General features: G+C 61.5%; 14 protein-coding genes. 8 read left to right on the forward strand and 6 right to left on the reverse strand.

What is annotated here, in order from left to right:
* Positions 1 to 31: 31 nt before the first annotated feature.
* The 4 genes from PMM47T1_RS17755 to mreB form a co-directional block, all read right to left on the reverse strand.
* Positions 32 to 637 (reverse strand): Maf family protein, encoded by a 606-nt coding sequence (locus PMM47T1_RS17755; protein ID WP_008371420.1) that lies wholly within the window; start codon positions 635 to 637, stop codon positions 32 to 34.
* A 52-nt stretch (positions 638 to 689) separates the two neighbouring features.
* Positions 690 to 1,181 carry a rod shape-determining protein MreD gene (gene mreD / locus PMM47T1_RS17760; RefSeq protein WP_008371421.1) on the reverse strand — a complete coding sequence of 164 codons (492 nt, stop codon included), beginning with the start codon at positions 1,179 to 1,181 and terminating at the stop codon, positions 690 to 692.
* Positions 1,181 to 2,242, reverse strand: a complete 1,062-nt coding sequence (gene mreC, locus PMM47T1_RS17765; protein WP_081492678.1) for a rod shape-determining protein MreC — start codon at positions 2,240 to 2,242, stop codon at positions 1,181 to 1,183. Before mreC ends, mreD begins: the two co-directional genes overlap by 1 nt.
* A gap of 154 nt (positions 2,243 to 2,396) precedes the next feature.
* Positions 2,397 to 3,434 (reverse strand): rod shape-determining protein MreB, encoded by a 1,038-nt coding sequence (gene mreB, locus PMM47T1_RS17770; RefSeq protein WP_008371426.1) that lies wholly within the window; start codon positions 3,432 to 3,434, stop codon positions 2,397 to 2,399.
* Positions 3,435 to 3,656: 222 nt separating this feature from the next.
* Here mreB and gatC point away from each other — a divergent pair, with 222 nt between their 5' ends.
* The 6 genes from gatC to PMM47T1_RS17800 all read left to right on the forward strand — a co-directional run bounded on the left by gatC (position 3,657) and on the right by PMM47T1_RS17800 (position 8,864).
* The gene (gatC, locus tag PMM47T1_RS17775; RefSeq protein WP_008371428.1) at positions 3,657 to 3,944 is read left to right on the forward strand and encodes an Asp-tRNA(Asn)/Glu-tRNA(Gln) amidotransferase subunit GatC; all 288 of its coding nucleotides are present in this window, start codon (positions 3,657 to 3,659) and stop codon (positions 3,942 to 3,944) included.
* Positions 3,945 to 3,962: 18 nt separating this feature from the next.
* Positions 3,963 to 5,414, forward strand: a complete 1,452-nt coding sequence (gene gatA / locus PMM47T1_RS17780) for an Asp-tRNA(Asn)/Glu-tRNA(Gln) amidotransferase subunit GatA (protein WP_008371430.1) — start codon at positions 3,963 to 3,965, stop codon at positions 5,412 to 5,414.
* Between the two features lie 12 nt (positions 5,415 to 5,426).
* Entirely contained in the window at positions 5,427 to 6,872 is a 1,446-nt protein-coding gene (gene gatB / locus PMM47T1_RS17785) for an Asp-tRNA(Asn)/Glu-tRNA(Gln) amidotransferase subunit GatB (RefSeq protein ID WP_008371431.1), read from the forward strand.
* 119 nt (positions 6,873 to 6,991) lie between these two features.
* Entirely contained in the window at positions 6,992 to 7,363 is a 372-nt protein-coding gene (locus PMM47T1_RS17790; protein WP_008371433.1) for a septal ring lytic transglycosylase RlpA family protein, read from the forward strand.
* A gap of 56 nt (positions 7,364 to 7,419) precedes the next feature.
* Positions 7,420 to 8,472, forward strand: coding sequence for a calcium/sodium antiporter (locus PMM47T1_RS17795; RefSeq protein ID WP_043301241.1), 1,053 nt, complete (start codon positions 7,420 to 7,422; stop codon positions 8,470 to 8,472).
* A 14-nt stretch (positions 8,473 to 8,486) separates the two neighbouring features.
* Positions 8,487 to 8,864: a carboxymuconolactone decarboxylase family protein gene (locus tag PMM47T1_RS17800; RefSeq protein ID WP_008371437.1), complete on the forward strand. Its 378-nt coding sequence runs from the start codon at positions 8,487 to 8,489 to the stop codon at positions 8,862 to 8,864.
* On the opposite strand, the gene PMM47T1_RS17805 is transcribed toward PMM47T1_RS17800, so the two are convergent.
* Together PMM47T1_RS17805 and PMM47T1_RS17810 are read right to left on the reverse strand one after the other, a co-directional pair.
* Positions 8,861 to 10,216 (reverse strand): amino acid permease, encoded by a 1,356-nt coding sequence (locus tag PMM47T1_RS17805; protein ID WP_008371440.1) that lies wholly within the window; start codon positions 10,214 to 10,216, stop codon positions 8,861 to 8,863. The genes PMM47T1_RS17800 and PMM47T1_RS17805 overlap by 4 nt on opposite strands.
* A 56-nt stretch (positions 10,217 to 10,272) precedes the next feature.
* Positions 10,273 to 11,214, reverse strand: coding sequence for an AEC family transporter (locus PMM47T1_RS17810; RefSeq protein ID WP_008371442.1), 942 nt, complete (start codon positions 11,212 to 11,214; stop codon positions 10,273 to 10,275).
* A 259-nt stretch (positions 11,215 to 11,473) separates the two neighbouring features.
* On the opposite strand from PMM47T1_RS17810, the gene PMM47T1_RS17815 reads away from it, so the two are divergent.
* Together PMM47T1_RS17815 and PMM47T1_RS17820 are read left to right on the forward strand one after the other, a co-directional pair.
* Positions 11,474 to 11,962, forward strand: a complete 489-nt coding sequence (locus PMM47T1_RS17815) for an Hcp family type VI secretion system effector (protein ID WP_008371444.1) — start codon at positions 11,474 to 11,476, stop codon at positions 11,960 to 11,962.
* Positions 11,963 to 11,971: 9 nt separating this feature from the next.
* On the forward strand, positions 11,972 to 12,946 hold the full coding sequence (locus tag PMM47T1_RS17820; protein WP_008371445.1) for a hypothetical protein: 975 nt from the start codon (positions 11,972 to 11,974) through the stop codon (positions 12,944 to 12,946).
* Positions 12,947 to 13,699 lie beyond the last annotated feature (753 nt).

Below are 13,699 nucleotides of genomic sequence, written 5' to 3' on the forward strand. Positions count from 1 at the left end.
CGTTTCCATTCTCGCCGCTGGCGGCAGACGCTCAGCGTGCCTGCAAGCGCTGCCAACAGGGTATGCCGAAATGGCCCAACAGGTCTGCGGTTTCGCACAAAGGCAGGCCCACTACCGCAGAATAACTGCCCGCCAGGCTTTCGACGAATATGGCTGCCAGGCCCTGGATGGCGTAGCTACCGGCTTTGTCGCACGGCTCGCCACTGGCCCAGTAGTCCCGGGCCTGCTGCACACTGATGGGGCGAAAGCGCACGCGGCTGGCAACGCTGCGCACTTCGCAGCGCTGCTCATCCACCAGGGCGATGGCCGTCAGCACGTCGTGCTCACGGCCCGACAGCGCGGCCAGCATGGCCAGCGCATCGGTTTCGTCCACCGGTTTGCCAAGGATGTGACCGTCCAGCACGACCGCCGTATCGGCCCCCAGCACGACTGCGCCCGCCACACCGCCATCGGCTTGCAACTGCGCACGCCCGGCCAGCGCCTTGCCTCGCGCCAGGCGCTCGACATAGGCCAGGGGGCTTTCACCCGCCAGCGGGGTTTCGTCTATGGAAGCACTCAGGGGAGTAAAGGCAACGCCGATCTGCGTCAGCAGTTCACGCCTGCGGGGAGAGCCAGAGGCCAGGTATAGCGGGTTCATGAAGACATCTCCCTGTCGAAGGTCGGATACCGGGCGGGGGCCCGCGCCGTGGTCAGTTAATGCCCAGGCGGCGTCGCAGGCCTCGCAGGGCGAAACTGACCCACGGCCACAGCAAGGCGCTCATCAGCGCCGGCAACAGCAATGCCAGGGTGGGCTGGCGGTTGCCGGTCAGTGCGCTGAGCCACAGCTGCGCCAGTTGCCCCAGGCCGAAGATCACCAGGATCACCAGGCACTGTTGCCACACATGGAAGGTGCGCATGCGCTGCGCCAGGGACAGGATCAGGAAACTGATCAGGCTCAGGATCAACGCATTCTGGCCCAGGTAGGTACCACACAGCACATCCTCCGCCAGGCCCAGCAGGAACGCCGTGGTCATGCCCACCTTGTGGGGCAGGGCCAGGGTCCAGAAGGTCAGCAACAGCGCCAGCCACAGCGGGCGCAGGATTTCCATGAACTGCGGCAGGGGCGAAACGCTCAACAGCAGGCCAAGGACGAAGGTGAACCACACGAACCAACCGTTACGCGGGCGGGTGCTGTTGACCATCAGTGTCTCTCCCGAGAGGTGCCATGGGCACTGGCGGCCGGCTTTGCCGGGGCTGCAGCGGGCGCGGCAGCGGGTTTGGCCGTGGCCGCAGGACGCTCGATGGCCGGCGCTGGCGTGGCCGCCGGGGCTGGTGCGGCAACGGCCGGCGCGACAGCAGGGGCACTTGGGGCCGCAACCTGGCCTTGGTGATCAGCGGCTTCCTGGGCCTGGCCGGCCTCGGTGGCGCGCTGCTCGGGCGAACGGCTGTCGGAGAACACCAGCAATAGGTAACGGCTGCGGTTCAGTGCGGCCGTGGGTACCGCACGCACAATGGCAAATGGCTGGCCGGAGTCATGGATGACCTCCTTCACCGTGGCCACCGGGTAACCCGCGGGGAAGCGCTGGCCGAGGCCGGAGCTGACCAGCAGGTCGCCTTCCTTGATGTCGGCGGTGTCGGCCACGTGCCGCAGTTCCAGGCGCTCCGGGTTGCCGGTGCCGCTGGCAATGGCCCGCAGGCCGTTGCGGTTCACCTGCACCGGAATGCTGTGGGTGGAGTCGGTCAGCAACAGTACCCGCGCGGTGTACGGCATCAACTCCACCACCTGGCCCATCAGGCCGCGGGCGTCGAGCACCGGCTGGCCGAGGAACACACCGTCGCGCTCACCCTTGTTGATCAGGATGCGCTGGGTGAAGGGGTTGGGGTCCATGCCGATCAGCTCGGCCACTTCGACCTTCTCGTTGACCAGTGCCGAGGAGTTGAGCAACTCGCGCAGGCGCACGTTCTGCTCGGTCAGGGCCGCCAACTTCTGCAGGCGACCTTGCAGCAGCAAGGCTTCGGTCTTGAGTTTTTCGTTTTCGGCGACAAGCTCGGTGCGGCTGCCGAACTGGCTGGCCACGCCCTGGTACAGACGCTGGGGCAGGTCCGTGATCCAGTACGCCCGCATCAGCACCAGCGACATCTCGCTGCGCACGGGTTGCAGCAGCGTGAAGCGCGCATCGACCACCATCAGGCTGATGGACAGCACGACCAGCACCAACAGGCGCACGCCCAGCGAGGGGCCCTTGGAGAAAAGCGGTTTAATAAGCCGCTCCTCCCAGGCTGATGTTCATTGGCTCATTCATACGGCTTCAAACCGGCCCGGATGCAGATTGACAGAAAATGCGCCAACGACAGGCGCAGGCCCGAGGTCGACAGCGCAAACTGTAGACCGGGCCCCGTGGTTGCCGCCAGCGAAGTTATTCGCTGGAGAGCAGGTCCATGGTGTGCTTGTCCATCATTTCCAGGGCACGGCCACCACCGCGAGCCACGCAGGTCAGCGGGTCTTCGGCGACGATCACCGGCAGGCCCGTTTCCTGAGCCAGCAGCTTGTCGAGGTCACGCAGCAATGCGCCACCACCGGTCAGCACCAGGCCACGCTCGGCGATGTCGGACGCCAGTTCCGGCGGCGACTGCTCCAGGGCGCTTTTCACGGCCTGAACGATGGTTGCCAGCGACTCTTGCAGAGCCTCCAGCACTTCGTTGGAGTTCAGGGTGAAGGCACGTGGAACGCCTTCGGCCAGGTTGCGGCCGCGCACGTCCACTTCGCGGACTTCGCCGCCCGGGTAGGCGGTGCCGATTTCCTGCTTGATGCGCTCAGCGGTGGATTCACCGATCAGGCTGCCGTAGTTGCGGCGCACGTAGGTCACGATCGCTTCGTCGAAACGGTCGCCGCCCACACGCACGGACTCGGCGTAGACCACGCCATTCAGGGAGATCAGGGCGATTTCGGTAGTACCACCACCGATGTCGACCACCATCGAACCGCGTGCTTCCTCTACCGGCAGGCCGGCACCGATGGCGGCGGCCATTGGCTCTTCGATCAGGAACACTTCGCGAGCACCAGCGCCCAGCGCCGATTCACGAATGGCACGACGCTCCACCTGGGTGGATTTGCACGGCACGCAGATCAGCACCCGCGGGCTTGGTTGCAGGAAGCTGTTCTCGTGAACCTTGTTGATGAAGTACTGAAGCATCTTTTCACAGACGCTGAAGTCGGCGATGACGCCGTCCTTCATCGGACGAATGGCTGCAATGTTGCCCGGTGTACGGCCCAGCATGCGCTTTGCCTCAGTACCGACGGCAACAACACTTTTCTGATTTCCGTGGGTCCGGATGGCCACAACCGATGGCTCATTCAGGACGATACCGCGCTCACGCACGTAAATAAGGGTGTTGGCAGTGCCCAGGTCGATGGAAAGATCGCTGGAAAACATGCCACGCAGTTTCTTGAACATGGGAAAGTGACCCTAGGCAACGCGTGGGTAAAAAAGTGCGGCAAACTCTAACAACGGCGGGGATTTTGGGCAAGGCGCCAATATGTTAAATTGGCTGTTTTTCCGAGCAGGCCCTCACTCAATCGCGGCCATATGACCGTAGAATTGGCGTTCTGTTCCGACAATCTAACACACGGACCGGCAGTTGATCCGATTCCGTGCTGTTTTCCACTGGAGATACCCATGGCGCTTGATCGCTCCGACGTGGAAAAAATCGCTCATTTGGCCCGCCTGGGCCTGAATGAAGCCGATCTGCCACGCACCACCGATGCACTCAACAGTATCCTGGGTCTGGTCGACCAGATGCAGGCGGTCGACACCAGCGGCATCGAGCCCCTGGCCCACCCCCTGGAAGCCAGTCAGCGCCTGCGCGCCGACCAGGTCACCGAAAGCAACCATCGCGAGGCCTACCAGGCCATCGCGCCTGCGGTCGAGAACGGCCTGTACCTGGTTCCGAAAGTCATCGACTAAAAGGGAAAAGAGCCTGCCATGCATCAAATGACTCTGGCCGAGATCGCCCGTGGCCTCGCCGACAAGAAGTTTTCCGCCGAAGAGCTGACCCGCACCCTGCTGGCGCGCATTGCCCAGCTGGACCCGCAGCTCAACAGCTTCATCACCGTCACCGACGACCTGGCCATTGCCCAGGCCCAGGCCGCCGACGCCCGCCGTGCCGCCGGTGAAACCGGTGCCCTGCTGGGCGCCCCGCTGGCTCACAAAGACCTGTTCTGCACCCAGGGCGTGCGCACCAGCTGTGCCTCCAAGATGCTCGACAACTTCACCGCCCCCTACGATGCCACCGTGGTCTCGCGCCTGGCCGCGGCCGGCATGGTCACCCTGGGCAAGACCAACATGGACGAGTTCGCCATGGGCTCGGGCAATGAAAACAGCTTCTACGGCGCGGTGAAGAACCCATGGAACCTGGCTCACGTACCGGGCGGTTCGTCGGGCGGTTCAGCCGCTGCAGTGGCAGCTCGCCTGCTGCCAGTTGCGACAGGTACCGACACCGGTGGCTCCATCCGACAACCGGCAGCTTTTACCAACCTGACGGGCCTGAAACCGACGTACGGTCGCGTTTCGCGCTGGGGCATGATCGCCTACGCGTCGAGCCTGGACCAGGCCGGTACCTTTGCCCGCACCGCCGAAGACTGCGCCCTGCTGCTGCAAGGCATGGCCGGTTTCGACCCGCAGGACTCCACCAGCATTGACGAGCCCGTGCCGGACTACAGCGCCAGCCTGAACGGCTCGCTGCAAGGCCTGCGCATCGGCCTGCCGAAGGAATACTTCGGCGCCGGCCTGGACCCGCGCATTGCCGACCTGATCCAGAACGCCGTCAAGGAACTGCAAAAACTGGGCGCCACGGTCAAGGAAATCAGCCTGCCGAACATGCAGCACGCCATTGCGGCGTACTACGTGATCGCCCCGGCCGAAGCCTCGTCCAACCTGTCGCGTTTCGACGGCGTGCGCTTCGGCTACCGCTGCGAGAACCCGGCCGACCTCACCGACCTGTACAAGCGTTCGCGTGGCGAAGGCTTCGGCATTGAAGTGCAGCGTCGCATCATGGTGGGTGCCTACGCCCTGTCGGCCGGTTACTACGACGCCTACTACCTGCAGGCGCAGAAAATCCGCCGCTTGATCAAGAACGACTTCATGACTGCCTTCCACGACGTGGACGTCATTCTGGGCCCGACCACGCCGAACCCGGCCTGGAAAATCGGCGCCAAGAACGCCGACCCGGTCGCCGAGTACCTGGAAGACGTGTACACCATCACCGCCAACCTGGCCGGCCTGCCGGGGCTGTCCATGCCCGCAGGCTTCGTCGACGGTCTGCCGGCGGGCGTGCAATTGCTGGCCCCGTACTTTCAGGAAGGCCGCCTGCTCAACGTCGCGCACCAGTACCAGCAGGCAACTGACTGGCACACCCGCTCGCCCGAAGGCTTCTAAGGAGAAACTTGTATGCAATGGGAAGTCGTCATCGGGCTGGAGATTCACACCCAGCTCACCACCCAGTCGAAGATTTTCTCCGGCAGTTCCACCACGTTCGGTTCCGAGCCCAACACCCAGGCCAGCCTGGTAGACCTGGGCATGCCCGGCGTGCTGCCGGTGCTGAACCAGGAAGCGGTGCGCATGGCGGTCAAGTTCGGCCTGGCCATTGACGCCGAGATCGGCCAGCACAACGTGTTCGCCCGCAAGAACTACTTCTACCCAGACCTGCCCAAGGGCTACCAGATCAGCCAGATGGAACTGCCTATCGTCGGCAAGGGCCACCTGGACATCACCCTGGAAGATGGCACCGTCAAGCGCATCGGCGTGACCCGCGCGCACTTGGAAGAAGACGCCGGCAAGAGCCTGCACGAAGACTTCAACGGCCTGACCGGCGTTGACCTCAACCGTGCTGGCACACCGCTGCTGGAAATCGTTTCCGAGCCGGACATGCGCAGCGCCAAGGAAGCCGTGGCCTACGTCAAGGCCATGCACGCCCTGGTGCGCTACCTGGGCATCTGCGACGGCAACATGGCCGAAGGCAGCCTGCGTTGCGACTGCAACGTCTCCATCCGGCCCAAAGGCCAGGTCGAGTTCGGCACCCGCTGCGAGATCAAGAACGTCAACTCGTTCCGCTTCATCGAGAAGGCGATCAACAGCGAAATCGCCCGTCAGATCGAACTGATCGAGGACGGCGGCAAGGTTATCCAGCAAACGCGCCTGTACGACCCGAACACCAACGAAACCCGCGCCATGCGCAGCAAGGAAGAAGCCAACGACTACCGTTACTTCCCCGACCCTGACCTGCTGCCGGTAGTGATCGAGGACGCGTTCCTGGACACCATCCGCGCCACCCTGCCAGAGCTGCCACCGGCCAAGCGCGAGCGCTTCCAGAGCCAGTTCGGCCTGTCGGCCTATGACGCCAGCGTGCTGGCTTCCAGCCGCGAGCAGGCCGACTACTTCGAACAGGTAGTGGGCATCAGCGGCGACGCCAAGCTGGCGGCCAACTGGACCATGGTGGAACTGGGCAGCCTGCTGAACAAGCTGGGCGTGGAAATCGAACAGTCGCCGGTCAGCGCCGAGCAACTGGGCGGCATGTTGCTGCGCATCAAGGACAACACCATCAGCGGCAAGATCGCCAAGATGGTCTTCGAAGCCATGGCCAACGGTGAAGGCACTGCCGACCAGGTCATCGAAGCCCGCGGTCTGAAGCAGGTGACTGACAGCGGCGCCATTGAAAAGGTACTGGACGAAATGCTGGCCGCCAACGCCGAGCAGGTCGAACAGTACCGCGCCGCCGACGAAGCCAAGCGCGGCAAGATGTTCGGCTTCTTCGTGGGCCAGGCCATGAAAGCCTCCAAGGGCAAGGCCAACCCGCAACAGGTGAACGAATTGCTGAAAAGCAAACTCGAAGGCTGATCTGCCAAGCCTGCACCTGCCCTTAAACGGGACGGGTGCACATCCTCTTGTGGGAGTGGGCTCTGCCCGCTCCCACGATTGAGCGATGGCGCGCCCACTGTCCTGCTGGAGAACGCTGCATGCTGCGCCTGGCCCTGCCCCTTGTGCTACTCACCTTCCTCGCCGGCTGCGCCACCCACGACATTGACCCCCGCGGTTATGACGAAACCGGCATGGCCACCTTCTATGGCGCCAAGCACCAGGGCAAACGCACCGCCAGTGGCGAGCGCTTCGACCAGCACGCCATGACCGCCGCCCACCGCCAATTGCCGTTCGGCACCCGCGTACTGGTCACCAACCTGACCAATAATCGCAAGGTAGAAGTGCGCATCAACGACCGCGGCCCACACACCCGTGGGCGCCTGATCGACCTGTCACATGCCGCCGCAGAACAATTGGGCATGATCGGTAGCGGATCCGCGCGCGTGCGGGTACAAAGTCTGAGCGACTGAGCCTAATCGACTGGAGCTTGACCATTTTTTCCCTGGACACCCCCACCACCCTGAACCTGCTGCAACTGGCCGCAGGCCTGGTGCTGCTGATCCTCGGCGCCGAGCTAATGGTGCGGGCCGCGGTGCGTCTGGCTGCGCGCTACAAAGTGCGGCCACTGATCATCGGCCTGAGCGTGGTCGCCCTGGGCAGCAGTGCCCCGCAAATGGCCGTCAGCCTGCAAGCGGCCATCAGCCATGCCCCGGACATCGCCGTGGGCAGCGTCATCGGCAGCAACATTTTCAACGTGCTGGTCACGCTGGGGCTGTGTGCGCTGATCATTCCCCTGCGGGTCTCGCGCCAACTGGTGCGCCTGGATATACCCCTGATGATCAGCGCCAGCGCCCTGGTGTTCGCCCTGGCCCTGAACCAGACCATCGGCCGCGGCGAAGGCGTGCTGTTGTTGCTGGCCTTGCTGGGTTATTGCGTGCTGTTGTGGCGGCAATCACGCCATTACGGCCGGCCCCACCCGCGCACGCCGGCGGCGCCGCGCCAGGGCCCGCCGCGCTGGCTGAGCGGTGCGGCCATGGCCGTCGCCGGGCTGGGCTTGCTGATATGGGGCGGGCATCTGATCCTGGGCGCGGCGGTAGACCTGGCCACCCACTTCGGTTTCTCCGACCGCATCATTGGCTTGACCATCGTCGCCGTCTCCACGTCGTTGCCCGAACTGGCCACCTCGCTGATCGCCGCCGTGCGCGGCGAACGGGAAATTGCCGTGGGCAACGTGATCGGCAGTAACCTGTTCAACCTGCTAGGGGTGCTGGGCCTGACAGCGGTGATTGCGCCGACACCCCTGTCCGTCTCGCCCAATGCCCTGGATTTCGACTTGCCAGTCATGCTGGGCGTGGCCGTGCTGTGCCTGCCGCTGTTCTATTCGGGCTACCGCATCACCCGCGCCGAAGGCCTGGTGCTGCTGGGGCTGTTCGCCGCCTATGGCCTGCACGTGATCACCTTCACCACCGGCATGCCCCTGGCCGGCCGGCTGGAACACCTGATGCTGTTTTACGTACTGCCAGTGCTGGCGCTGTTCGTGCTGATCAGCACGCTGCTGGCCTGGCGCCGTCAACATTGAGAAAGGAGAAGCCGATGACCGACAACAACAAGCCAGGCGTCGAAATGCGCCGCCAGGTAATGGGCGACGCCTTCGTCGACCGCGCCCTGGGCAATGCCACCGAGTTCACCCAGCCACTTCAGGACTTCGTCAACGAGCACGCCTGGGGCAGTGTGTGGAACCGGCCTGGGCTGGAACTCAAGACCCGCAGCCTCATCACCCTGGCGGCGCTTACCGCGCTCAAGTGCCCGCAAGAGCTCAAGGGCCACGTGCGTGGCGCCTTGAACAACGGCTGTACGGTAGAGGAAATCCGCGAAGCGCTGCTGCACTGCGCGGTGTACGCCGGTGTGCCGGCGGCCATCGATGCCTTCCGTGCGGCGCAGGAAGTCATCGACAGCTATCAGAAACCTTAAGCGCGAGCGCGGCGCTTCAAGGTATAGGCAATCGCCAAGGCGACCAGCCAGATCGGCATCAGGATCACCGAGATGCGAATGCCCGGGGTCAGCCACATCACCAGCACAATACCGGCCACGAACAGCAGGCACAGGTAATTAGTGACCGGGTAACCCCAGCTTTTGAAGAAGGTGTCCTCGCCGGCCTGGCGCTTGGCCTTGCGGAACATCAGGTGGGTGATGCTGATAATCACCCAGTTGATCACCAGCGCCGCCACGGCCAGCGCCATCAGCAGCCCGAAGGCCTGCCCCGGCATCAGGTAGTTGATCAGCACACACAGGCCAGTGGCCATGGCCGACACACCCAGCGCCGCCAGCGGCACGCCGCGCTTGTTGACCTTGAGCATGGCCTTGGGCGCATCGCCCTGCACGGCCAGGCCGAACATCATGCGGCTGTTGCTGTACACGCAGCTGTTGTACACCGACAGCGCCGCGGTCAGCACCACGGCATTGAGCAGGGTGGCCACCAGGTTGCTGTCCAGCGCATGAAAGATCAGCACGAACGGGCTGCCGCCGGTCACCACTTTCTGCCACGGGTACAGCGACAACAGCACCGCCAGGGCGCCCACATAAAAAAGCAGGATGCGATAGATAACCTGGTTGGTGGCGCGCGGAATGCTGTGTTTGGGGTCATCGGCCTCGGCGGCGGTAATGCCCACCAGTTCCAGGCCGCCGAACGAGAACATGATCACCGCCATGGCCATGGCCAGGCCGCCGATGCCATTGGGAAAGAAACCGCCGTGCTGCCACAGGTTGGCCACCGACGCGTCCGGGCCGCCGTTGCCACTGGCCAGCAGCCAGCCGCCGAAGGCGATCATGCCGATGATGGCCGCCACCTTGACCAGCGAGAACCAGAATTCCATCTCGCCGAACACCTTCACCTGGGTGAGGTTGATCAGGTTGATCAGCACGAAGAACACCGCCGCGGACACCCAGGTCGGCACGCCCGGCCACCAGTACTGCACGTAAATGCCCACCGCCGTCAGTTCGGCCATGCCCACCAGCACGTACACCACCCAGTAGTTCCAGCCCGACATGAAACCGGCCATGCCCCCCCAGTAACGACTGGCGAAGTGGCTGAAGGAACCGGCCACCGGCTCATCCACCACCATCTCGCCCAACTGGCGCATGATGAAAAAGGCCATGAGGCCGGCGATGGCGTAGCCGAGGATCACCGATGGGCCGGCCATATTGATGGTCTGGGCAATGCCCAGGAATAGCCCGGTACCGATGGCGCCGCCCAGCGCGATCAGCTGGATATGGCGGTTCTTGAGGCCCCGATGCAAACCCTCGGGGGCGGATGTCTGGTCCATGTAAGCTTCCTTGAGCCTGGATGACTGCATGATGGCAGCACAAAGGCGCACAGGATCTAGATCCAGCCGCCCCACTGCAATAGGAAAATGCCGATATTGGTTGTAATTGCGGCACCAACGGTCGTAATCACAATGATCGCCGCCGCCAGTTGATGGTTGCCGTTGGCCGCGCGGGCCATGACATAGCTGGCTGCCGCCGTCGGGCTGCCGATGTACAGGAATAGAATGCCCAGCTCGGCACCGCGAAAGCCGCACAACCAGGCGCCCAGGGTGCCGAACAGCGGCAGCCAGACCATTTTCACCAGGCTGGCGCTCAGGGCCAGCTGGCCGCTTTCGCGCAGGGCTGCCAGTGACAGGGTGCCACCGATGCAGATCAGCGCCAGGGGCAGGGTCATCTGCGCCAGGTAATCACCACTGGCCAGCAGCCAGTTGGGCAGGCCGATCTGCAGGTAATTCATGGGCGCGGCCGCCAGCACGCTGATGATCAGCGGGTTGGCCAGCACGCTCTTGAAGATGCTCCAGGGGTCGGACTTGATGTTGGGGCTGTAGATGGCCAACACCACGGTGGACAGGCTGTTGTAGAGCAAAATGACCAGGCCGGCGAGGATTGCGCCCAGGGAGATGCCGTAGTCGCCGTACATACTGGCCGCCAGCGCCAGGCCCACCACACCGTTGTTGCCGCGGAACGCGCCCTGGGTAAAGATGCCACGGTCTGCCGGCGGGCTGCGCCACAGGGCCATGCCCCAAGCGGCGGCGAAACTGGCGAAGGTCACCACCACGAAATAGACCAGCAGCCCGGGCTTCATGGCCGCGTGCAGGTCGGCGTGGTAAATGCCCAAAAACAGCAGCGCCGGCATGCAGACGTTGAACACCAGGGCCGAGGCGATATGAATGAAGTTGTCGTTGATCCAGTCGATGCGTTTGAGGAACACACCGAGAAACAGCATGGCGAACACCGGTGCGGTGATGTTCAGCGTCTGTATGAAAATGGCCAGCATGCCAAGGGAACCTGATTGCCCGTTTTAGGGGGCTAATGATAAGCCTTGCAGGCTTGCGCTGCTGGGGTTTTACCGTAAGCGTGGCTCTTTTAAAGGCCGTTTCGCCCTGTACGGGGGTGCCGGAAAAGGAATTTCAGTAGGACAGTTTACCCAGGGCGGTAGGACTGATCTGATTTTTCAAAACCAGGACTTTTCCTCTAGGCAGACCGCATCGCAGGCTGCTTCGATGTGCCCTCCCTCACATCAAGGAAGCGCATCCATGGCATTCGACGCTTACATCAACATTGACGGCATTCCGGGCGAATCCCTCGACGCCAGCCATCAAGACTGGATCGAGATCACCAGCTACCAGTTTGGCTCCCACCAACGCACCTCGGCGACCGCCAGCTCGGCAGGTGGCGCAACATCAGGCCGCCCGACCCTCACCGATTTTTCCTTTACCAAGGTCTTGGACAAAGCCAGCGCCAAGCTGTTTGAAGCCAATTGCGCGGGCACACACATCCCCAAGGTGGTGGTTGAACTTCATCGCGCGGGCGGCGACAAGCTGAAATACATGGAAATCCAGCTCGAGGAAGTCATGGTGTCTGATTACACCCAAAGTGGCGCGCAGGGCGAGCCACTGGAGATCGTGCAACTCAATTTTGGCCGCATCAAAACCGTTTACACCCTTCAGACCCGCAGCGATGGCGGCGCAGGCGGCAGCGTGCTGGGTGGCTGGGATCGCATCGCCAACAAAATCTTCGCGTGAGGTGACCCCATGGCCACCCCCTATGCATTTATCAATGAACCCATGCAGACTTACATGGCGATCAAATCCCGGCTGGATCTGAGCCAAAGCGCCGGGGCGAAATTCGACATCCTCAATGCACATATCCAAAACCTCGTGGTGCTGCCCGGGCAACTTGTACTGGTCCCGGACACCTCCACATCACTGTGCACGGCGCAAGAGGCCCAGCTAATGAGCTATGCGCGGGAAGTGAAGCACTCCATCATGACCAACGGCCCCAGCGGCGATGGCTTCGCCCTGCGCAACTATGATTTTTTGCAGAGTATGCTGGGGAACACTGCGCTTGGCGTGGGTGCAGCATCGGGTGGCTGGAGCGCACACCTGAGTGGCATTAATGAAACCCTAGGAAAGGTTGAAGCTCTGCATAAAACATTCCTTGGCCAAGGGGCCAATGGATCGAGAAACACTTTCCTTGCCAAGCGCGCCGAGCTGTTCGCCCGGCTTGAGGATCAACTTAGAGGGATGGCGCGCTATGGCTCGGGCTTGAGGCATAATAACTCGATCAAGAAGATGCTCAATATTTCCACGCGCAGTTATGAACATCAGGGCGAAATCAAACGGTATGCAGCAAAGATGAGGAGGATATCTGAGACGGCCAACGCGTTGAAATTGGGTACTCAGGTGGGTTGGCTATTGGATACTGTGGGCAGCGCGCTGGAGATTGAGGAGGCGTGTTCAACGGGCCGGGAGAGTGAATGTCGCAAAGCGAAGTTCATTGAAGGCGGCAAGCTTATGTTCGGGCTAATCGGTGGGACCCGTGGAGGGACACTCGGGAACAATGCCGGGACGGCTGCATGTATTCGGTTTGCAACTGTCACGCGAGGAGTTTCGCTTATTGGATGCGGCGTCATAGGAGGGGCCTTGGGTGGCTGGGCTGGAGGAGAAGCAGGAAAAGGACTAGGTGAGCGCATGGGCACCATTCTTTACGAGGCCTTTGAAAATTGAGTCTGACCATCGAGCAAAACATTACATGCTTACTCTCTCTATCTCTCCTGATCGACTTCGCCTTGCTAATCCACTACCTTTATTTCAGACTGGAAAAGATAGAACCCTTTATGGAGAACTGCATTTTCATACAACAAAGTAGAGCGATTTATCCTGGGCGCGACCCTATTGACAGATCGCGCAGATTTTCTGCCGTATGCACTGTGCTGTTGAACTCCAAATTTCTAAAAGGCGACATTTATCTAAGCAAGGAGGATCTGCTCAAAATCCCAAAAACACTGAAAACCCAAATTTACATAATAAACTATCTAGGTGCAATCAACTTAACATCTATAATCGCGATATGGATATTTTATTAAAACACATACGCCCCCCACACAATACCACCTGAGGCAACCCCGTGACGAAGGCTACCGTTGGCCTATTTCTTTTTGGCGCCCTGGCCATTTCCTTCACGATCAACCTATGCATGCTATTGCATTACCTATACTTCAGATTGGATAAAATTGAATCATGCATGCACAACTGCGCACTCATCCAACTAAGCAAAGTAATATTTCCCGGAAGAAACCCAAACTTTCGAATTCAACGACTAAATGCCGTTTGGCTGGTATTAAAACACCCAGAACGAGAAGGAGATATGTTCATCAGCAATAAAGACATTGAAAAAATACCGCACCAACTTAAAACACTCCTAAAAATAATCACCCATCATACGACGTTAAACTCTATAGCACTACTTGCAGCCTGGAT

Origin of the sequence: Pseudomonas sp. M47T1, assembly GCF_000263855.1 — a bacterium.
Classification (GTDB): Bacteria; Pseudomonadota; Gammaproteobacteria; order Pseudomonadales; family Pseudomonadaceae; genus Aquipseudomonas.

What these genes read in the sequence shown, in the direction of transcription:
- PMM47T1_RS17815 (WP_008371444.1), top strand. Translation starts at nt 11,474, where the DNA reads ATGGCATTCGACGCTTACATCAACATTGACGGCATTCCGGGCGAATCC.
- PMM47T1_RS17790 (WP_008371433.1), top strand. Translation starts at nt 6,992, where the DNA reads ATGCTGCGCCTGGCCCTGCCCCTTGTGCTACTCACCTTCCTCGCCGGC.
- PMM47T1_RS17810 (WP_008371442.1), bottom strand. Translation starts at nt 11,214, where the DNA reads ATGCTGGCCATTTTCATACAGACGCTGAACATCACCGCACCGGTGTTC.
- PMM47T1_RS17800 (WP_008371437.1), top strand. Translation starts at nt 8,487, where the DNA reads ATGACCGACAACAACAAGCCAGGCGTCGAAATGCGCCGCCAGGTAATG.
- PMM47T1_RS17755 (WP_008371420.1), bottom strand. Translation starts at nt 637, where the DNA reads ATGAACCCGCTATACCTGGCCTCTGGCTCTCCCCGCAGGCGTGAACTG.
- PMM47T1_RS17820 (WP_008371445.1), top strand. Translation starts at nt 11,972, where the DNA reads ATGGCCACCCCCTATGCATTTATCAATGAACCCATGCAGACTTACATG.
- PMM47T1_RS17805 (WP_008371440.1), bottom strand. Translation starts at nt 10,216, where the DNA reads ATGGACCAGACATCCGCCCCCGAGGGTTTGCATCGGGGCCTCAAGAAC.
- mreD (WP_008371421.1), bottom strand. Translation starts at nt 1,181, where the DNA reads ATGGTCAACAGCACCCGCCCGCGTAACGGTTGGTTCGTGTGGTTCACC.
- gatA (WP_008371430.1), top strand. Translation starts at nt 3,963, where the DNA reads ATGCATCAAATGACTCTGGCCGAGATCGCCCGTGGCCTCGCCGACAAG.
- gatB (WP_008371431.1), top strand. Translation starts at nt 5,427, where the DNA reads ATGCAATGGGAAGTCGTCATCGGGCTGGAGATTCACACCCAGCTCACC.
- mreB (WP_008371426.1), bottom strand. Translation starts at nt 3,434, where the DNA reads ATGTTCAAGAAACTGCGTGGCATGTTTTCCAGCGATCTTTCCATCGAC.
- gatC (WP_008371428.1), top strand. Translation starts at nt 3,657, where the DNA reads ATGGCGCTTGATCGCTCCGACGTGGAAAAAATCGCTCATTTGGCCCGC.